19 protein-coding genes are annotated in these 19,832 nt (G+C 31.5%); 14 read left to right on the top strand and 5 right to left on the bottom strand.

The window, feature by feature from the left end:
- Window positions 1-5 precede the first annotated feature (5 nt).
- A complete protein-coding gene (locus B3J26_RS14575; RefSeq protein ID WP_291074957.1) occupies window positions 6-1,124 on the bottom strand; it encodes a C1 family peptidase in 1,119 nt (372 codons plus the stop codon).
- Between the two features lie 239 nt (window positions 1,125-1,363).
- Between B3J26_RS14575 and B3J26_RS14570 the strand changes: the two genes are divergently transcribed.
- Window positions 1,364-2,719, top strand: coding sequence for an orotate phosphoribosyltransferase (locus B3J26_RS14570; RefSeq protein ID WP_291074955.1), 1,356 nt, complete (start codon window positions 1,364-1,366; stop codon window positions 2,717-2,719).
- Between the two features lie 73 nt (window positions 2,720-2,792).
- Here the strand turns inward: B3J26_RS14570 and B3J26_RS14565 are convergent, their stop codons facing one another.
- Both B3J26_RS14565 and trmB read right to left on the bottom strand, forming a co-directional pair.
- Window positions 2,793-4,244 carry a M20/M25/M40 family metallo-hydrolase gene (locus B3J26_RS14565; protein ID WP_291074953.1) on the bottom strand — a complete coding sequence of 484 codons (1,452 nt, stop codon included), beginning with the start codon at window positions 4,242-4,244 and terminating at the stop codon, window positions 2,793-2,795.
- Between the two features lie 94 nt (window positions 4,245-4,338).
- Window positions 4,339-5,016 carry a tRNA (guanosine(46)-N7)-methyltransferase TrmB gene (gene trmB, locus B3J26_RS14560; RefSeq protein WP_038337121.1) on the bottom strand — a complete coding sequence of 226 codons (678 nt, stop codon included), beginning with the start codon at window positions 5,014-5,016 and terminating at the stop codon, window positions 4,339-4,341.
- A gap of 135 nt (window positions 5,017-5,151) precedes the next feature.
- On the opposite strand from trmB, the gene B3J26_RS14555 reads away from it, so the two are divergent.
- Window positions 5,152-5,565 (top strand): hypothetical protein, encoded by a 414-nt coding sequence (locus tag B3J26_RS14555; protein ID WP_038337122.1) that lies wholly within the window; start codon window positions 5,152-5,154, stop codon window positions 5,563-5,565.
- 180 nt (window positions 5,566-5,745) lie between these two features.
- The gene (locus B3J26_RS14550) at window positions 5,746-6,219 is read left to right on the top strand and encodes a DUF6702 family protein (RefSeq protein WP_038337123.1); all 474 of its coding nucleotides are present in this window, start codon (window positions 5,746-5,748) and stop codon (window positions 6,217-6,219) included.
- Between the two features lie 49 nt (window positions 6,220-6,268).
- On the opposite strand, the gene B3J26_RS14545 is transcribed toward B3J26_RS14550, so the two are convergent.
- Window positions 6,269-7,525, bottom strand: a complete 1,257-nt coding sequence (locus B3J26_RS14545; RefSeq protein ID WP_291074950.1) for a D-alanyl-D-alanine carboxypeptidase/D-alanyl-D-alanine-endopeptidase — start codon at window positions 7,523-7,525, stop codon at window positions 6,269-6,271.
- Entirely contained in the window at window positions 7,525-8,427 is a 903-nt protein-coding gene (locus tag B3J26_RS14540; RefSeq protein ID WP_180905406.1) for a mechanosensitive ion channel family protein, read from the bottom strand. Before B3J26_RS14540 ends, B3J26_RS14545 begins: the two co-directional genes overlap by 1 nt.
- A gap of 178 nt (window positions 8,428-8,605) precedes the next feature.
- On the opposite strand from B3J26_RS14540, the gene B3J26_RS14535 reads away from it, so the two are divergent.
- From B3J26_RS14535 to B3J26_RS14485, 11 genes are all read left to right on the top strand, one after another.
- The gene (locus tag B3J26_RS14535; RefSeq protein ID WP_291074948.1) at window positions 8,606-9,910 is read left to right on the top strand and encodes an OmpA family protein; all 1,305 of its coding nucleotides are present in this window, start codon (window positions 8,606-8,608) and stop codon (window positions 9,908-9,910) included.
- Between the two features lie 111 nt (window positions 9,911-10,021).
- The gene (gene tgt, locus B3J26_RS14530) at window positions 10,022-11,152 is read left to right on the top strand and encodes a tRNA guanosine(34) transglycosylase Tgt (RefSeq protein ID WP_291074946.1); all 1,131 of its coding nucleotides are present in this window, start codon (window positions 10,022-10,024) and stop codon (window positions 11,150-11,152) included.
- Window position 11,153: 1 nt separating this feature from the next.
- On the top strand, window positions 11,154-12,248 hold the full coding sequence (locus B3J26_RS14525) for an LptF/LptG family permease (protein ID WP_291074944.1): 1,095 nt from the start codon (window positions 11,154-11,156) through the stop codon (window positions 12,246-12,248).
- Between the two features lie 237 nt (window positions 12,249-12,485).
- Entirely contained in the window at window positions 12,486-13,736 is a 1,251-nt protein-coding gene (locus B3J26_RS14520; RefSeq protein WP_291074942.1) for a hypothetical protein, read from the top strand.
- A gap of 154 nt (window positions 13,737-13,890) precedes the next feature.
- Window positions 13,891-15,813 (top strand): threonine--tRNA ligase, encoded by a 1,923-nt coding sequence (gene thrS / locus B3J26_RS14515; protein ID WP_291074940.1) that lies wholly within the window; start codon window positions 13,891-13,893, stop codon window positions 15,811-15,813.
- A gap of 59 nt (window positions 15,814-15,872) precedes the next feature.
- The gene (infC, locus tag B3J26_RS14510; RefSeq protein ID WP_236688239.1) at window positions 15,873-16,382 is read left to right on the top strand and encodes a translation initiation factor IF-3; all 510 of its coding nucleotides are present in this window, start codon (window positions 15,873-15,875) and stop codon (window positions 16,380-16,382) included.
- 59 nt (window positions 16,383-16,441) lie between these two features.
- Complete coding sequence (rpmI, locus tag B3J26_RS14505) at window positions 16,442-16,639, top strand: 50S ribosomal protein L35 (RefSeq protein WP_038337133.1); 198 nt, start codon at window positions 16,442-16,444, stop codon at window positions 16,637-16,639.
- A 95-nt stretch (window positions 16,640-16,734) separates the two neighbouring features.
- Entirely contained in the window at window positions 16,735-17,079 is a 345-nt protein-coding gene (gene rplT / locus B3J26_RS14500; RefSeq protein WP_038337134.1) for a 50S ribosomal protein L20, read from the top strand.
- 136 nt (window positions 17,080-17,215) lie between these two features.
- Complete coding sequence (locus B3J26_RS14495; RefSeq protein ID WP_291074939.1) at window positions 17,216-17,881, top strand: phosphatase PAP2 family protein; 666 nt, start codon at window positions 17,216-17,218, stop codon at window positions 17,879-17,881.
- Complete coding sequence (locus B3J26_RS14490) at window positions 17,865-18,647, top strand: nitrilase-related carbon-nitrogen hydrolase (RefSeq protein WP_291074937.1); 783 nt, start codon at window positions 17,865-17,867, stop codon at window positions 18,645-18,647. Before B3J26_RS14495 ends, B3J26_RS14490 begins: the two co-directional genes overlap by 17 nt.
- Before the next feature lie 145 nt (window positions 18,648-18,792).
- Window positions 18,793-19,518: a hypothetical protein gene (locus B3J26_RS14485; RefSeq protein ID WP_286496430.1), complete on the top strand. Its 726-nt coding sequence runs from the start codon at window positions 18,793-18,795 to the stop codon at window positions 19,516-19,518.
- Window positions 19,519-19,832 lie beyond the last annotated feature (314 nt).

The raw sequence follows: 19,832 nt of genomic DNA, 5'->3' as shown, positions 1-19,832 counted from the left end.
TGATTTTATTTTATACCTAATTGCTTTTTCACTTCTTTTGACAACGCATCTTTGTGCACTGTAAAAGCAATTGATTTCATTCTGAAAAATGGTTTCGACATATAAATGTGTCCATTATTTCCTAAATCTGTTGTTCCCCAAGAATTTTTTACATCATAATATTGATTTCCCAATTGATCTTTCAAAATTCCTGTAATATGCATTAAATGGTCATCTTCTGTCGAATAATCTTCAAAAGCAGCTTGACGCTCATCAGCAGAAACCCATTTTTCAGGTAAAATCTGAACAAAATAATCTGATTCTAAACCTTCTGAAGGCCAAATTGCCATTCCATACTTTTTAGAAAATGTTTTTTCAGAAACATCTGTATCAAAAGCCGCTGTATATCCTTTATATAACGCTTCGTCCAAGACTTTCATGTATTCATCTAATGGTAAATTATAATATGAACCATTTGAAAAATTATCTGGCACTTGCAAAATAAATTGTGAATAATAAGGCGCTTGCTGAAAAGATGTCAAGGTTACATAATCATCAGGATTTATTTTCAAGGCTTTTGCAAATTCTTGTGGTGTATATTCTTTTCCTTCGAACTTGAATTTTGTTGGAGGAACACCTAATTTATCATTCAATTTTTGATCAAATTTTGATTTCCAATCTGCTGTTAAATATTTTTTAGGATTTTTTACAATCGAATCTAATCCAACTTTCAAATCTTTTACCAATATTTCGTGGTTATGCTTCACATCTGTTCCATTCGCAAAACCTGCATAAACTTCGTTTGGAACTAATCCATTTTTACGAACCGAATTTAAAACATCATGCGACAAACCTCCTTGACTAAACTGTGCTTTTCCTTGACGGTAAACATAATTGTATGCTTTTTCTGGATAAGTATATCGTACATTGTACATTTCCGACAAATCGACATCTTTTCCTGTCAAACGCTTCACTTCCGATTCTAAAAAAGAAGTTGTCGAAAATGACCAACAAGTTCCCGTTTTTCCTTGCGAAATAATAGGAAGTGCAGAATTATTAACTAATTCTTTGAATTTGAAAGGCGTTTCTTGTGCCGAAACCAACATACTTACAAAAGCGATGCTAGCGAATATATATTTTTTCATTTGTGTTTGTATAGATTTCAAAAGTAAAGTTATTTTATGAAGTTTTCATCTAAAACGGCTCCAAATTGAATGTTTCTTAATTAGAAAAATTATTTCAGAATTTATAATATTTCACTTTTCGAACAAATTATAAATCAAATCAGTATAAATATTCAATTTTTATTCATCTTAAAATTAATTTTCGTGAAAATGACATAAATGACTCAAAAACCTATTAACTTTGCTCAAACATTACACAGATGCAACCAAGAGAAGATTTTTTATTGAAAGCTTACGAGCTGGGAATTATAAAATTTGGAAATTTTACTTTAAAGAGTGGTATAGAATCTCCTTTCTATGTCGATTTAAGACCTTTAGCTTCGAGTCCACAATTACTAAAAACTTTAGCAAATAACTTATTAGATTTAGTTGAAGATGTAGAATACGACTTGATTTGTGGTGTGCCTTATGCAGCTTTGCCAATGGCAACTACAATGAGTTTAACATCGAACATTCCTTTGATTATCAAACGTAAAGAAAATAAAGGTTACGGAACTAAACGTATGGTAGAAGGTGTCTTTGCGGAAGGACAATCTTGTCTTTTGGTAGAAGATGTGATTACTTCTGGACAATCTTTGTTAGAAACAATTGATCAAGTTGAGCGCGAAGGTTTACGTGTAAAAGATTTGGTTGTTGTTTTGGATCGTGCGCAAGGTGGTTCTGAAAAATTAAAAGAGCAAGGTTACAATGTGAAAACGTTATTTACAATTCACGAAGTAATCGATATTTTACATAAATATCACCGTTTAAGTGATGATGAAGCGAAAAAAATTAAAGACTTTTTAGCTTTACCTCCAGAAGCGGTTCCTGCAAAACAACGTATTGCATTGGAAGACAAAAAAATTGTACATCCAGTTGGAAAACGTTTGGTTGAATTAGCATTGAAAAAACAATCTAACTTAATTGCTTCTGCAGATTTAATTACTTCTGAAGAAATTATAGATTTCGCTAAAAAAGTTGGTGATCATATTGTTGCATTAAAATTACATTCAGATATTATTCAAGATTTTTCGGATAACTTAATTGTTGAATTGAAAAAAATCGCACGTGAAAAAGAATTCTTATTATTCGAAGATCGCAAATTTGGTGATATTGGAAATACGCAAGAATTACAATTTAAGAAATCGATTTACAAAATTTCTGATTGGGCAGATTTAGTAACTGTTCATCCAATTGGAGGTTTAGAATCGTTGAAAGTTTTCGAAAACACAGGTGTTATCACAATTGTTGAAATGTCTTCGAAAGGAACATTAACTGATGATTATTACTTTACAAAAGCGATTAATGTTTCGGAACAATCTGGAAATGTTTTAGGAGCTGTTGCACAACGTCAAATTCCTGATAACTTGTTATTGTTTACACCTGGAGTTAATATTTCTTCGACTGGAGATAGCAAAGGACAACAGTACAATACGCCAGAATTGGTTTTCAAAAATTACCACACAGACTTTATGATTGTTGGTCGTGGAATTTACAAAGCTGCTGATGTGAAAACTGCAGCTAAAGAATACCAAACTTTAGGTTGGGTTTCTTACTTACAAAGTTTGAATAACTAAGATTTAGATAAATTTTAAAAATATAAAGCAAGCTAAATTAAGCTTGCTTTTTGTTTTTTATTTCGTTTGAATTTTACTTCAATACAAATTTATGAGAAATAGAATTTCCTTGATTGTCATTAATTGTAGCTATATAAAACCCTGCAGATAAATTAGAAAGATTTACACTTCCATTAGCGTTTTCACTATTCATAATTTTAATCATTCGTCCTATTGCATCAATAATATTAATCGAAATTGGAGATTTAAAATTGAGTTGATAACTCAATATTTTATTTGAAACAAAAATTCTAGACGAATTTTTATCAATATCATTTGTACCTAAAGTCGAGGTTTTAGCCGCTTCAACTACATATTCTATTCCTAATTTTGTAAACTTCGCCGCATGCGTAGACGTACTTCCCATAAACGCATAAGTATCTCCGGTTGTGTGTATATTAGGATTATCTTCTCCTATTTTAGACTCGAAAGGTAAAGTCGCCGGATAACCATTTTCCGACCAACTCGCATGATCTGAGCATCCATAACCACATTTTGAAGTATCATACGTGAATTGATGTAAACCCGTTTTGTTGTATTCGTCCATCAATTTCATCAAAAACGAATTGAGATTTGCATCACAATAAGTATCCGTCATCAAAATAACATCTTTCGTAGAACCTTTGTAATTCGTCATATCAAATTGTACATAACCAATCACATTCTTATTCTCCGAAGCGTATTTCTGCGCAATTTCTTTCGATCCTACCAAACCTATTTCTTCTGCTGCATAAGCCATAATTTCGGTAGTTCGTTGCGGTTTGAAATTATTTTTCAACAAAACACGTAAAACTTCGGTAATTGTTGCAATTCCCGATGCATTATCATCTGCTCCTGGTGCAAAAGTTTGATTTGCATTCCAACCAACAGTCGAATCGGCGTGACCTCCAATAATCACAAATTCATCTTTCTTTTCAATTCCATTAAAAGTCAAAATCAACGACTTCATTGGCGTATTCACATGATCAACGATTCTTACAAATACGTCAGTTCGTCCTGCATCAGCAATCATTTTCTCCCAAACTTCTTTCAATTTAAGAACCGCATTATTTGCTTCTTGTCGTGTATGATAACGCGTTTTGAAACCTTCTAACATCAAAATTGTTTTCTCAATTTCTTTAACATCAACATCATTCAAAGCCGTAGTTATAAAAGCTTGTTCTGATATTGTATAATTGAAAGATGCTTTTTTCTGAGATGGCTTTTCTTGAAGTGATTGAAGTGCATTTTCTTTCGAGTTTCTAAAAACATAACCATGTCCATGTGCAAATTTTCCGTGCAAACTTTCAGCAATTTCTGGATGAAAATAAATTGCAGATAAATTATCTTTCGAAGATATTAGATCAATTGAATCTGCATGATTTTTTTGTAAAAAAATTGCATTCTCTTTCTCCATTGTCGCAAAAATGAAGTTTTCTTTGGATTGCCCAAAAGAAAAAATAGCATGGAATAAAAAAGGCGTAAGGAATAAAAATTTATTTCTCATAAAATCATATTAGTGTTAAAACAAATATATGATTAATAATATTTTATCAGATTTATTTGAAATAAAAAAATCCATCTTTCGATGGATTTTTTTATTAATATTTTAATTGAAACTTTATATAAGTAATCTTTTTACCTTCTTCCAAAAACTTCGATTCGTAATATGTTTGTACTTCCGTTACAATTGCAGGAATATCCGAATGATCTGGGTGATAAACATCGTGTGTAGAACGAATCACTTCGTGACCTTCAATGTGAATAACACCATGTGTATACCCGTGTAAAAATTCAGAGTCCGTTTTTAAGTTTACTGTTCCTTCTGGTTTCAAGATTGTATTGTAACGTCTCAAAAATTCAGGATCTGTCAAACGATGTTTTGTTCTTCTGTATTTGATTTGTGGATCTGGGAAAGTAATCCAAATTTCGCTCACCTCATTTTCTGCAAAAAGATGATCGATAATTTCGATTTGAGTTCGAAGAAATCCAGCATTTTCTATTCCTTCATCCAAACAAGTCTTAGCACCACGCCAAAATCTTGATCCTTTAATATCTACTCCGATAAAATTACGATCCTTGTCACGACGCGCCATTGCAACTGTATATTCTCCTTTTCCGCATCCAAGTTCTAACACAATTGGATTATCGTTCTTGAAAAATTCTTTGTTCCAATTTCCTTTTAATGCAAACTCATTAATCGCCTCTTCTCGTGTTGGTTGAACAACATTCTGAAAAGTTTTATTTTCGTTAAATCTTCTGATTTTATCTTTTCCCATTTCGGATATATTTTGCGCGAAATTACGAGATTTTGATTAATCTAAAAAACTGTTCTGAAAACACATAAATATCATCAAATAGTATTTATGTAAAAAGGTTTATTATTTTTGTATTGAAAAACTAAAATTAGAAAAATGGATTTTATCAAACAATTTCATAGTGGCTGGGCTTATCTTGTGATTTTGATGGGCGTTATCTTTATGATTTCAACATTAATTTATGCGATTTCTAAAAAAGATACAAACGCAACAATTAAAAAAATCGGGTTATTTACAACCATTACTTTTCACGTTCAATTATTACTTGGATTAGTCTATTATATAATGATGTTTTCTGCTTTAGAACCATCAGGAATAATGAAAGATTCTGGCTTAAGATTAACTTTTGTTGAACACCCTATGATGATGATTGCAGGTGTTGTTTTTATGACAATTGCTAATGCAAAATTGAAACGATCTACAACTGTACCAATGAGCGTTGCAGTCTTTGCAATTATTGGTTTAGTTTGTATTTTAAGTAGAATTCCTTACCATGTTTGGTTTGCTTAAAAATTTAGAATAAATTCATAGAAAAGAGTATTAAGTTATTAATACTCTTTTTATATTTTTATGTGATTTATAATTTTTTTATTCTAATTTCGTTATTAACAAGTCGCTAAAGCTTTCTTTTAAATTTTAAGAATCTTTGGCACTCGATTTGAAATAGACTTGTACAAACTAAGAAATAAAATGAAATATATAAAATATCTATTCTCTTTGCTTTTGGTTTTAGTAACTTTTAACCTAAGTGCCCAAGATTTCCATACAGCAAATATCAAGGTTGATTACGAACAAGAAACCGGAACTTTAAACATAACCGCGCGTACATTTACCAATCAGTTGGAAAAAGCAGTTGGTGCAGATGTTTCGAACAAATCTAATTTTGAGAACAAGTTGAAAGCGTATGTAAATAGTAAAGTTGATGTCAAAGTAAATGGTAAAGCTTTGGGAACTTCGTATTATGGTTATCAGGTAAATGATAAATCGACACGAGTTTTCTTTAAGTTTGATAAAATTTCTGATATCAGCTCGATAGAACTAAAAGTAGCTTTGTTGACAGATATTTTTAATGATCAGCAAAACATTGTAACTTTTGATGTCAAAAATAAAAAAGACACAAAAGTATTAACAGGAAATAACGACACCGTAAAGATGTCTTTCTAATAAAGCAAAAGCCTTCCGAAATCGGAAGGCTTTTTTATTTCAAATATGCTTAATAATTATCTCTAATAATTCGTAATAACTTTTCGTTCTCATTTCGAATCCAAGACAAATCTTTGATCGAATTATTATTCATCAAACTAAAAATTAACGTTCTTCCAGATTTCGTTTTCAAATAACCACTCAACGTTACATTATTGTTCAACGTTCCTGTTTTGGCATAAATATACGGTTGCGCCGAATCTTTGTATCTATTTTTGATTGTTCCCGTTTTACCGCCGATTGGGAAAATAGAAAACAAACGTTGCTCAGGAAATTCGTTGTACATTTTCCCTAAAACTTGCGCAAAACTTTGAGGTGTAAACAAATTATAACGCGATAATCCCGAACCGTCAAACCATTCTGGTTGCTGTTTCAAATCATTCAATAAATATCTTTTCGAAAAGGTAATCGTTTCAGAAGCGCTCAATTTTCCTGGTAAAGCACTCGAAGCTAAAATCAATAAATGTTCCGCCAAAAAATTATCGCTATTTTCCATCATTTCGCGGTAAACATCATCTGATTTCTGACTATAAAACACTTTCGGATTATTGACCATTGGCGTTTTGACCATATCAACAGGTTTCCCCAAAATTTGCGACAACGATTTTTCTATCACCGTTTCATTCACAATGAAAGGAACTTTTTCTGTTCGTTTTTTATTGCTGATATAAAATTTATTGTCATAGAAATTCCTCGGCTCTGGCATTTCTCTAATTTCTGTTAATTCTTCAAAATATGTTGGAAATGTTTTGATTGAACTTCCATTTTTCGAAATTGAAACTAAATTTTCATGAATCGGAAACTGACTTCTTTCTGGTGCATAATCTTTTCTAAAATCGTCCCAAGTCCAACCTGGTAAAAAAGATTCTTCGTCGAAATTATTCCAATGAAAAACAATTTTAGAACCATTATTTTTCAGGAAATCTAACGCTCGTGTATTTTTATATTTTGGATGCAAAAAAGTTGGATCTCCAGTTCCTTCGATATGCAATTCGTCACCAATCAACTGATATTTGAATGCAGGAATCGAATCATTCAACATTTTCATCGCTGTATACAACGTAAAAATTTTGGTGTTAGATGCTGGAATAAAAAATTTGTTCCCGTTATAATTATAAATTTCTTCTTTCGTGATTGGATCATATAAATAAAATCCCGTGAATTGAGTAGAATAGAAATCAGAATTGAGATGTTTCTCAATTAATTCGGTTTGCGCAAAAAGATGCACAGACGAAAAAATTGATAATATGGTAAGTAAATACTTCATTAATCTTTGTTCTCGAAAGGAATTGTTGACGAATTCGATTCGTTTTTAATAATCATTTCTGTATGTGGATAAGGCATCGAAATATTATTGTCGTCCAACGCATATTTCACCGCGCGATACAATTGCCAATAAGCTGTCCAATAATCGCTATTTTTCACATAACAACGCACAGCCAAATTCACAGAACTTGCAGCAAATTCTAGAATCTCAACCGTTTTAGATTGTGTATCATCAACCAATTCATTTTTCTCTAAAACATTCAACAAAACTTCGCGCGCTTTGTCAAAATCATCATCATAAGAAATACCAACATTTACATCTAATCGACGATATTCTTTTACAGAATAATTGGTAATTGGATTGTTAAATAAATTCCCGTTTGGCAAAGTTATGATCTGTCCTTTTGCAGTTGCAATTACTGTATTTAGTAAATTTATCGACTCTACACTTCCTTCATTTCCTTGCGATACGATATAATCCCCAACTTTGAAAGGTTTGAAAAGAATAATTAAAATTCCTGCTGCAAAATTTGACAAAGATCCTTGTAAAGCTAAACCAACTGCTAAACCAACACCTCCTAAAGCTGCAACAAAACCAGAAGCATTAAAACCTAATCGACCTACAACAAAAGTTAATACAATAGCTTTGAATAATATATTAAGAATTGGAATTAAAAACGTACGAATTGATAAATCGACATTTCGTGCAACCATTCTTTTTTCGATTAACTTGACAAGTTTACCTGTTACCCAAAAACCAATTATTAAGGTTAATAAAGCAGAAACTAAGCTCCATCCAACTTCAGAGCCTTTCGTTAATAACCATTGTGTAAAGTTTTCTAAATCCTTAAATGGTGTTGTTATTACATCTTGCAAACTATCTACCTTGTCTTGCTCTTGCATAATTATTCTTTTTTATTAGTAATTCAGTTGATAAAATTAGTTCCAATCTAACATCTTTTCAAAAAAATAGAAAAATTATCATTTTTTTTAACTAATTTTAATAAATATGAATATTGGTACAATATTCGTTAAGAACAAATTACAACTTAAAAAAGGCTATAATTAAAAATTAAAATCTATGAACATTATTGAATTAGTAAAAGGGTATATTACCCCAGATTTGATCTCGAAAACTTCATCAGAATTAGGTGAAAATGAATCGGGAATTTCTAAAGCAATCAATGCATTTATTCCTATTCTTTTAGGAGGTGTTTTAGAAAAAAAGAATTCTACTACAGGCTTATTTCATACCATCAAATCTTTTGGTGCTTCTCGTGGATTAGCAAATATTTCGACAGAACAAGAAACACCAGACACGATTAAAGAATTAATCAATGTTATTTTTGGTTCGAATGCGCAACCAATCGTTTCTAAAATTGCTGAATATGCTGAAATTTCGACAGGTTCATCTTCAAAATTATTAGACTTAACAGCTTTAACAACTTTTGGCTCTATTGGAAAAGAAGCAGAATATAACAATGTTACAGAATCTGATTTCTTTTCATCTTTAGGTGGAATTAAAGATAAAATTTTAGGATTAATTCCAACTGGTTTAGGTCTTGGAGCTTTAGGTTTAGGAACAATGTTTAATGATGCGCCTAAAATCACTGAAACAAAAGATGTTGCAAAAGATCATGTCACTGAAACTATTACAGAAACAAGAAAAGTAGTTGATGTAGAACCAGAAGAAAAACCTTATGTAGCACCAGTTGATGCTTACGCAGAAACCCATAATAAAAACAATGGCGGTGGAGATTTTTGGAAATGGTTAATTCCATTAATTTTAGTTGCTTTAGCAGCCTTTTTCTTATTAAAAAAATGCAATAAGAATGAAGAAAAAACAGTTGTTACAGAAGAAACTGAAATTGTGGTTGATTCATTGAATGAGGATTCTCTAAACACTGCGCCAAAAGAATTATCTGATATCGATTTAGATGGTGTTGCTTTGAAAGGATACGCAAATGGATTAGAAGATCAAATTATCAAATTTATCAAAGCTCCAGATTTTGCAACAATGTCAGAAGATCAATTAAAAGAAAAATGGTTCAACTTTGATAATGTAAATTTCGTTTTTGGTAAAACTGATCAATTAGAACCAGGTTCTGAAATTCAATTAGACAATGTTGCTGCAATTTTGAAAAAATATCCAACTGCAAAAATTAAGCTTGGAGCGTACACAGATAAAGTTGGTGATGATGAGAAAAACAAAGAAATCTCTCAAAAAAGAGCAGATTACTTAAAAGCTGAATTAACAAAACGTGGTGTTGGTGCGCAAATTATTGCTGCCGAAGGTTACGGAGAAGAATTTGCAAAAGTAGCTGAAACAGCTTCTGACGCAGAAAGAGCTTCTGATCGCAAAATGTCATTACGTTTTACAAAATAGTCATTTCATAAAATTTACAAATAAGGGTAAAAGCAATTTTATCCTTATTTTTTTGTTATTTTTTTCGAAACCAACTCGCAACAAGCTAAACAATTAATATCTTTGCACACTATGAAATTTTCAATCGATAAAAAAGACGAATTTTCTAAGGCAAGAGCCGGTGTTGTAGAAACCGATCATGGTAAAATCGAAACACCTATTTTTATGCCAGTTGGTACGGTTGGTACAGTAAAATCTGTTCACCAACGTGAATTAGAAGAAGATATTAAAGCCCAAATCATTCTTGGAAATACTTATCATTTGTATTTGCGTCCAGGAACTGATATTTTGCACAGAGCGGGTGGATTACATAAATTTATGAATTGGCAAAAACCAATTCTTACAGATTCTGGGGGATTCCAAGTGTATTCTTTGGCAACAAGTCGTAAAAAATCTGAAGAAGGTGTGCGTTTCAAATCGCATATCGATGGTTCTTACCACATGTTTACGCCAGAAAAATCAATGGAGATTCAGCGTTATATCGGAGCTGATATTTTTATGGCTTTTGATGAATTAACAGGAATTCCAGCAAAATATCACGATGCAAAACGTGCGATGCATGTTACACATCGTTGGTTGGAACGTTGTAGAACTTGGTTAAACAATAATCCTGAATATTACGATCACAAACAAACGCTTTTCCCAATTGTACAAGGAAATGATTTCAAAGATTTACGTCAAGAATCAGCAAAATATATTGCGGATTTCGGTGCAGAAGGAAATGCAATTGGTGGATTATCTGTTGGAGAACCTGAACCTGTGATGTACGAAATGACAGATATCGTAACAGAAATTCTTCCTCAAGATAAACCCCGTTATTTAATGGGAGTTGGAACACCTTGGAATATCATCGAATGTATTGCACTTGGAGTTGACATGTTCGATTGTGTAATGCCAACGCGTAATGCGCGTAATGCCATGTTATTTACATGGAATGGTGTAATGAACATGAAAAATGCAAAATGGAAAGATTGTTTCGAACCATTAGACGAAAACGGAACAAGCTATGTGGATATTTATTACACAAAAGCCTATGTTCGCCATTTATTTAATGCTAACGAAGCTTTAGGAAAACAAATTGCATCAGTTCATAACCTTGCCTTTTATTTAGATTTGGTAAGAGTGGCAAGAGAACATATCTTAGCAGGAGATTTCGCTCAATGGAAAGAACAAATTGTTCCACAATTAAAACAACGTCTGTAGTTTGAAAATAATTGATAAATACATCATCCGAAACTTTATCGGAACCTTTATCTTCATGGTTTTAATTTTGTCTACTATCGCTGTTATTGTCGATCTTAGTCAAAAGTTAGGACGTATTAATGATAGTGGTTCTACAGCTTTTTCGGCTTTAACCCAATTTTACCCTTATTGGTCTATTTGGATTATTAACACCTTTTTACCAATTGCCGTTTTTATCACTGTGATCTATTTTACATCACGACTGACGATGCAAACCGAAATTGTAGGTGTACTTTCGGGTGGTATTAGTTTTTATCGATTTACACTTCCATATATTTGGGTTGCTACATTTTTAGCTATTTCTGCTTTGGTAGTAGGAAATGTGGTTTTACCTTGGGCAAATATCAAAAAAAATAAATACCAATACACCCATTTATTGAGTAATAACGACAAGGAAGAATATTATAAACGACAACGTATCGGTTCGCAAATTTCTCCTGACGAATTTGTTTTTGTGGATAGTTATGACAGAACAGAAAAATTAGGAAGTTCTTTTATGTATCAAAAATTTGATTCGACTGAGTTGAAAAAACAAATCATCGCTTCAAGTTTTAATTGGAATGATAAAGATTCTACTTATGCATTAATGAGTGTTTACACGCGCGATATTAACAAAGATAAAACGGAAAAGTTAAATTACGAAGCCAATACAAATTTGAAGTTACCAGCTTCTCCAGACGAAATTTTACCAGAAGAATATGTTGCTGAAACAATGAATACCTTCGAATTGAATGAATTTATTCAAAAACAAAAAGCAAAAGGTTCTGCCAATGTAAATACATACGAAAATGAATTAAATAACCGTTTAAGCGGTCCATTTTCAACTATTATTCTGACACTTTTGGCTCTATCGCTTTCATCTAAAAAACGTCGTGGAGGAATCGGAATCAATCTTGCAGTTGGTATTTCGTTAGCGTTTGTCTACATTTTCTTCTCGCAAACAACGTCTACGTTTTCCGAAAAAGGATATGTTTCGCCACTTGTCGCCTCATGGATACCAAACATCGTCTTCGGATTACTAACTTTGTTTTTATATTTCAGACGAGCTCGTTCATAAAATATTTCAAAAATCCAGTTCTTTTCGGAACTGGATTTTTTATATCAACGATACAAGTAAATAATTTATTAAATCCATCTAAAAACTCACCATGATTTTACTAAAATAATTCTTTTAAATTAATCAATTTCAAGAAATATTTTTTTTTATTCAATTGATAATTAATAACTTTAAGATATTCTAAATTAATTTTTTAGATTTCAAAAAAGTTCAAGTGTAAAACTAAAATCAATTGATATGAAAAAAAATTTACTCCTTTTATTTTTGATACTTTCGGTTTCTATTTTTTCGCAAGAAACATTAAATACAATGTTTTATAATGTGTTCAAATTTCCGAATTCACTTCCTCAAAATCGTCAATTGATCTTAAGAGATATTTTAGACGAATACAAACCAGATTTATTTATGATTTGTGAATTAGTAACAGAAAATGGCGGTGATTTAATCTTAAATACATCTTTGCAAAATCAACCTGATAAATTTGCTCGCGCACTTTTTGTAGCTGACACAACGAAACCAGATGATCCGTTACAAACAATGGTTTTTTATAACACACGCAAATTGACGTTAGTTAATCAACAAAAAATTCCCACAGTTTATCGCGACATCAATCAATATTCTTTTCAATTAAATATTACTTCAAACGATCCTATTCATTTAGAAGTTTTTGTTGCGCATCTAAAATCGAGTACAGGACCTGCAAATCGTCAAATGCGTTTGGAAATGGTGCAAGAAGTCACAAAATCCTTGAAAAAATTAACGCAACCTAATACATATGTTCTTTTTGCTGGAGATTTTAATTTTTATAATTCATCAGAACCAGCTTATCAAGAAATTATCAATCCGGCAAATGCTATTTTGATGATTGATCCATTAAATGCACTTGGAAATTGGCAAGACAATCCAGCTTTTAGTTATTTACATACACAAAGTACACGCGTTTCTAACATAGGTTTTGGAAGCGGAACTAATGCAGGGGCAAGTGGCGGTTTAGATGATCGTTTTGATTTTATTATGATGAGTGAAAATTTCAAAAACAGCTCACGTTTTTCTTTTATAAACGATAGTTATAAAGCGTATGGAAATAATGGAGATTGTTTGAATAAAGATGTTAAAGATCCTGATTGTACAGGCATTTACTCTCAAACTCTACGAACTAATTTGTACAATATGAGCGATCATTTACCTGTTGTGATGCAATTTAAAATTCATGAGAGTTTAAGTACAAAATCAATTGAATCAAAACCTTTTATCTGGTTAAAATCAGCAAATATTACGAATGATAAAATTATAATTGGTATTGATAAAACACAATTAAATACTCAAAATAATATACTTTTCATTTACAATTCAGTTGGACAAAGTGTACAATCGGTTCGTATTAATAATCAATCAAATATAACGATTGATTGTCAAAGCTTAGCTTCTGGAATTTATTATATAAAAACAAAAGAATCGAACGAAATTTTAAAGTTTATAAAAAAATAATTCAATATAAGTTTTATCGAAAACAAGATAATTTCATTCAAAACAATAGCTCAACTATTTACTTAATATTTTAGCTAAAATCAACTCTTTAAAAATTTCGTCAACTTGCAGAAAATTCGTAATTTTGCATCTTAGTACAAATTCTAAAAGTAAGATGATAAACATTTCTCTTCCAGATGGAAGTGTAAAACAGTATGAGAGTGGCGTAACTCCTATGGACGTGGCGCTAAGCATTAGTGAAGGTTTAGCACGTAATGTAATTTCGGCTATAGTAAACGATCAACAAGTTGAAACAACAACCCCAATCACCACAGATGCAACGATCAAATTGTTAACCTGGAATGATGAAATGGGTAAAAAAGCTTTTTGGCATTCATCTGCTCACTTATTAGCGCAAGCTATTTTAGAGTTTTATCCAAATGCTAAATTAACTATTGGACCTGCGATTGACAAAGGTTTCTATTACGATGTTGATTTTGGTGAGGATAAATTTACAGAAGCTGATTTTGCGAAAGTAGAAAAAGCAATGTTAGAGAATGCAAAGAAAAAAGCTGAATTCAAATTATATTCAGTTTCAAAAGCAGAAGCATTAGAGACATACAAAGACAATGAATACAAAACAGAATTAATCTCTAATCTACAAGATGGAGATATTACATTCTGTACACACGATAATTTTACAGATTTATGTCGTGGTGGACACATTCCAAACACTGGAATTGTGAAAGCTGCAAAAATCTTGAATGTTGCGGGAGCTTATTGGCGTGGAGATGAGAAAAACAAGATGTTGACTCGTGTTTATGGTATTACATTCACAAAACAAAAAGATTTAACAGAATATCTTGAGTTATTAGAAGAAGCAAAAAAACGTGATCACCGTAAATTAGGGAAAGAATTAGGTTTATTTGCTTTCTCTGAAAAAGTTGGTGCAGGTTTACCTCTTTGGTTACCAAAAGGAGCTGCTTTGAGAAGAAAATTAGAAAACTTCTTATTGAAAGAGCAACAAAAAATGGGTTACGAAATGGTAATTTCTCCACACATTGGTCAAAAAGAATTGTATGTAACTTCTGGTCACTATGCAAAATATGGTGCAGATAGTTTTCAGCCAATTAAAACGCCAAACGAAGGAGAAGAATTCTTGTTAAAACCAATGAACTGTCCACATCACTGTGAGATTTACAAAACATCTCAATGGTCGTACCGCGATTTACCAAAACGTTATGCAGAGTTTGGTACAGTTTATCGTTACGAACAATCAGGAGAATTACACGGTTTAACGCGTGTTCGTGGATTTACTCAAGATGATGCTCACTTATTCTGTACACCAGATCAATTATTAGAAGAATTCAAAAAAGTAATTGATTTAGTATTATATGTATTTACAAATCTTGGATTTGATAATTATTCGGCTCAAATCTCATTAAGAGATCCAGAGAATAAAGAAAAATACATCGGATCTGACGAAAACTGGGAAAAAGCTGAACAAGCAATTATCACAGCATCAGCAGAAAAAGGTTTACCAACAGTTTTAGAATATGGCGAAGCTGCATTCTATGGACCTAAGTTAGACTTTATGGTGAAAGATGCATTAGGACGTCAATGGCAATTAGGAACAATCCAAGTGGATTATAATTTACCAGATCGTTTTGATTTAACTTACACTGGAGCAGACAACGAAAAACACAGACCAGTAATGATTCACCGTGCGCCATTCGGCTCTATGGAACGTTTCATTGCCATTTTGTTAGAAAATACAGCAGGGAATTTACCACTTTGGTTAACACCAGATTTATTCACAATTTTACCAATTAGCGAAAAATATGTGGAATATGGAGAAAAAGTATTAAATTTGCTGGCCGAAGAAGAAATTAACGGACTGATTGACAGTAGAAACGAGAAAACTGGTAAAAAAATCCGTGATGCCGAAATCGGTAAAATTCCTTTCATGTTAATCATCGGTGAAAAAGAAGCAGAAAACGGTACAGTTTCTGTAAGAAGACACGGAGAAGGTGATTTAGGAGAGATGACGATTCAAGCGTTTATCGACTTCATGAAAGAACAAATCAAATTAAAATAATTTAAAACAGAATAACTATCGCAATTAGAAGAAAAGGCGGCAGAGGTCCAGCCAGAGTAATTAAGGAAGATCAACACAAGATCAATGATAAGATTGACGCGAAAGAAGTACGCGTTGTTGGAGAAGGTATAGAACCTGGTGTATATCCAATAGCTAAAGCTTTAGAACTTGCAGAAGAACAAGGTTTAGATTTGGTAATGATCAGTGAAAAAGCCATTCCACCTGTTTGTCGTGTCGTAGAGTACAAAAAATTCTTATACGAACAAAAGAAAAAAGAAAAAGAACTTAAAGCTAAACAGCAGAAAGTTGTCGTGAAAGAAATTCGTTTCGGTCCTCAAACAGATGATCATGATTACGAATTCAAAAGACGTCACGCAAGATCTTTCTTAGAAGAAGGTTCTAAATTGAAAGCGTATGTTTTCTTCAAAGGACGTTCTATTATCTTTAAAGATCAAGGAGAAATCTTATTGTTACGTTTAGCTCAAGAATTGGAAGATGTTGGAAAAGTAGAACAAATGCCAAAACTTGAAGGTAAAAGAATGATTATGATGATGGGACCTAAGAAATAATTAGGTTCTTATCATCTTACAAAAAATAAAAAACGTTTTAATTTTAAATATTTGTAATCATGCCAAAATTAAAAACAAAATCTGGAGCGAAAAAACGTTTCAAATTAACAGGAACAGGTAAAATTAAAAGAAAACACGCTTTTAAAAGCCACATCCTAACAAAAAAAGAGACTAAACAAAAGAGAAATTTAACTCAAACTGGTTTAGTTGATCAAGCTGATGTTCATTCAGTAAAACAACAATTAAGATTAAAATAAGAACGTGTTCTTATTTGGTTTATTAATTCATTATTAACCCTGTCGATGGGCCTTAAAGCAGAGCAATCTCGCCCACTACAAAAAAATTAAAAATTATGCCAAGATCAGTAAACGCAGTTGCGTCAAGAGCTAGAAGAAAAAGAGTTTTAAAACTTGCAAAAGGATATTACGGAAGAAGAAAAAACGTTTGGACTGTTGCTAAAAATGCAGTAGAAAAAGGTTTAGTATATGCTTACCGCGATAGACGTCAAAAGAAAAGAAATTTCCGTGCGTTATGGATTCAAAGAATTAACGCTGGAGCAAGATTACACGGATTGTCTTACTCTAAATTTATGGGAGCTATCCACAAAGCTGGAATTGAATTAAATCGTAAAGTTTTAGCTGACTTAGCGATGAACAATCCAGAAGCTTTCAAAGCAATCGTAGAAAAAGTAAAATAATTTTTTTAAACAATATTAAAACGTTTTAAAACTTGGCTATTTAGTCAAGTTTTTTTTTTTGCTTAAATTTGAATGAATGTCATTCTAGACTTTATTTGGAATTTCATCATAAATGTTATTTAAAAACCCAACTCAAATGAATCAACAAAAAGATTTATTTCTAAGAATTTGGCCATTTTTTGTCGTTTTTTTTATCTACAATTTTGCTGCAATTGCTATGACGCAATATTATGGTCGCGATGAATTACATCTACATTTCAATCAATACCACGATCATTTTTTTGATAAATTCTTTGTTTTTTATACCGATTTCGGAACCTATTATTTATTTTTTATACTTCTTGGTTATCTATTTTGGAAAACAACTCGAAGATATTTTTATTATTTATTAGCTTCAGGAGCAGTTGCAACAACAATTAGTGTCTTTTTTAAGAATGTCTATTTCGAACAAGTTTTACGTCCTGGATATTATTTTACACAGAAAAAAATCGACATTGTATTAGTCAAAGATTATGCGATACAAATGGCTTCAACTTTTCCTTCGGGACATTCATTAACAGCCGCAATAATTTCGATGACTTTATGTTTATTAACCAAAAACAGATGGTTGCAATTATTTTTTGCTCTCCATTTTCCGAGTATCGCAATTAGTAGAATCTACTTGTCACGCCATTTTGCGATTGATACAGTTGGTGGTTCGTTTATTGGTTTTTTTATATTTATCTTTATGTATTACATCATCAACCAATCCAATAATCCAAAATTAGATCAAAAATTTATTAACAATGGAAATTCAAAATAAACTTAAAATATCATTAATACAATACGATGTAATCTGGGAAGATGCAAAAGCTAATCACGCTTATTTAGATGAATTATTAGCCAATCATCAAACTGATATTATATTGTTACCAGAAATGTTTGCTTCGGGATTTTCTATGAATGTAGAAAAAATTGGTCAAAAGCCTTTTGGAGAAACCTTCGAATGGATGCAACACAAAGCCAAAGAATTGAATTCTGCGATTGCTGGAAGCATTTCTACGCATGAAAACGATAAATACTATAACCGATTTTATTTCATCTGCCCAAGCGGCTCTATTTACATTTACGATAAGAAACATTTGTTCAGTTACGGAAAAGAAGCTGGCGTATATTCGGCAGGAGATAAAATTGTAACGATAGATTATAAAGGATGGCAAATTCGCCCTATTGTTTGCTACGATCTACGATTTCCTGTTTGGATTCGCAATACAGAAGAAGATCCGTACGATTTGATACTTTGCAACGCTAGTTGGCCAAAAGCGCGTCGTGAAGCTTGGATTTCACTTCTAAAAGCTCGAGCAATCGAAAATATGGCTTTTGTTGCTGGTGTAAATAGAATTGGCGTAGATGGCTATAATCTCGATTATCAGGGCGATTCGCATTTATTTGATACATTGGGACAAGATTTGGAAACAATAAACAATCATCCCGAAATTTTACAGTTCGAAATTGATAAAGAAGAACAAGATAAAACTCGAAAGCATTTCAATTTTCTAAATGATCGCGATTCATTTTATTTTGGATAAATACAAGCTCAACTTTGGTTGGGCTTTTTTTTGTATGTGTAATTCTTTTTTATTCATATATTTATGGATAATGAATATGAATGGATAACACTTGTAAAAGCATCTATGAAAGCTACTACAATTGATATTTCGATAATAATTAATTATGAAAAAGATATTTATATTTCTATTCTTTATATTATTGGTACTTTCTGCAACTTATACTTTATATTTAGTTCGTAAGACTTTTAATAATTATCAATTTGAATCTTATAATGAACTTTATTATAAAGTTCCACCTGTAAATAATGCACAATTTAAATCGTTAAAATCTTTTAATTCTCACTTGTTTTCAATTGTTGACGATAAAAACTTAAAGAATATTACAGTAAATTTCGATTCCAAATCAAATAAAGTAAGGCAAGTAAATTTAAATTACACATACAATCCTGAAACAATTGATGATAAAATAAAATCAATCATAAGGATATATAACTTAGGAGAAATTATCGAAATTAATAAAAGAATGATGAAAAAAATATCATTTTTTCGGAGTCCTGATGTATATAATTTTGAAAATACTAAATATGAAGAAATGTACTTTCCAGATGATTTCTTTATACATAAACCCATTGTAAATTATAATATAAAAGGAAATCCCATCGATTCAATTATAAATGATAGAATAAAGCTTTATGCTTTAAAAGGTATGGTTGAGCTAGATATTAACAATGATTATAAACCTGATTTATTAATTGAATCAAAAAACGAAAAATCTTATATGATTACTGGTTTTGTTGAGATAGACAAGAACCTATTTTTCCTATATTATTTAGATAATGATTCTATTAAAAAAATAAATGATCTATATAAATTAATAAATTTCAAATAATTTATAGTGCCTAACAAAAATTAATTTGGGCGTTCCCTTCGGTCGGACTATCCGTTCCAATCTTTTGTAGAAGAAGATTCAATTTCAAGTAAGAAAGTTCCAATTCCTACAAAAGGATTTTTACTACTATCCCTAACGCGGGTTATAAGTTCTGAGTTTTGAGTGATAAGTTATAAGACATAAGACTTAAAGGAATAGGAATAGAAGTTAAACTATCCCCTTGAGGAGATTATAGGGCTGTTTTCGAGTTATGAGTTGTAAGTTCTGAGTTAGTTGTAAAAAGGAAGCTTCCTTTTTATCAAGAAGAAGCTTCT

Origin of the sequence: Empedobacter sp. UBA5987, from assembly GCF_002429865.1 — a bacterium.
Classification (GTDB): domain Bacteria; phylum Bacteroidota; class Bacteroidia; order Flavobacteriales; family Weeksellaceae; genus Empedobacter; species Empedobacter falsenii_B.
Note: the sequence above shows the minus strand (reverse complement) of the source record. Positions and strands in the feature narration are given on the sequence as shown.

Excerpts from the sequence above, each read along its gene's own strand:
- B3J26_RS14490 (WP_291074937.1), top strand. The coding sequence starts at position 17,865 with ATGGAAATTCAAAATAAACTTAAAATATCATTAATACAATACGATGTA.
- rplT (WP_038337134.1), top strand. The coding sequence starts at position 16,735 with ATGCCAAGATCAGTAAACGCAGTTGCGTCAAGAGCTAGAAGAAAAAGA.
- trmB (WP_038337121.1), bottom strand. The coding sequence starts at position 5,016 with ATGGGAAAAGATAAAATCAGAAGATTTAACGAAAATAAAACTTTTCAG.
- B3J26_RS14550 (WP_038337123.1), top strand. The coding sequence starts at position 5,746 with ATGAAATATATAAAATATCTATTCTCTTTGCTTTTGGTTTTAGTAACT.
- B3J26_RS14520 (WP_291074942.1), top strand. The coding sequence starts at position 12,486 with ATGAAAAAAAATTTACTCCTTTTATTTTTGATACTTTCGGTTTCTATT.
- B3J26_RS14575 (WP_291074957.1), bottom strand. The coding sequence starts at position 1,124 with ATGAAAAAATATATATTCGCTAGCATCGCTTTTGTAAGTATGTTGGTT.
- tgt (WP_291074946.1), top strand. The coding sequence starts at position 10,022 with ATGAAATTTTCAATCGATAAAAAAGACGAATTTTCTAAGGCAAGAGCC.
- B3J26_RS14570 (WP_291074955.1), top strand. The coding sequence starts at position 1,364 with ATGCAACCAAGAGAAGATTTTTTATTGAAAGCTTACGAGCTGGGAATT.
- B3J26_RS14545 (WP_291074950.1), bottom strand. The coding sequence starts at position 7,525 with ATGAAGTATTTACTTACCATATTATCAATTTTTTCGTCTGTGCATCTT.
- thrS (WP_291074940.1), top strand. The coding sequence starts at position 13,891 with ATGATAAACATTTCTCTTCCAGATGGAAGTGTAAAACAGTATGAGAGT.
- rpmI (WP_038337133.1), top strand. The coding sequence starts at position 16,442 with ATGCCAAAATTAAAAACAAAATCTGGAGCGAAAAAACGTTTCAAATTA.
- B3J26_RS14535 (WP_291074948.1), top strand. The coding sequence starts at position 8,606 with ATGAACATTATTGAATTAGTAAAAGGGTATATTACCCCAGATTTGATC.
- B3J26_RS14540 (WP_180905406.1), bottom strand. The coding sequence starts at position 8,427 with ATGCAAGAGCAAGACAAGGTAGATAGTTTGCAAGATGTAATAACAACA.
- B3J26_RS14495 (WP_291074939.1), top strand. The coding sequence starts at position 17,216 with ATGAATCAACAAAAAGATTTATTTCTAAGAATTTGGCCATTTTTTGTC.
- B3J26_RS14565 (WP_291074953.1), bottom strand. The coding sequence starts at position 4,244 with ATGAGAAATAAATTTTTATTCCTTACGCCTTTTTTATTCCATGCTATT.
- B3J26_RS14485 (WP_286496430.1), top strand. The coding sequence starts at position 18,793 with ATGAAAAAGATATTTATATTTCTATTCTTTATATTATTGGTACTTTCT.
- B3J26_RS14555 (WP_038337122.1), top strand. The coding sequence starts at position 5,152 with ATGGATTTTATCAAACAATTTCATAGTGGCTGGGCTTATCTTGTGATT.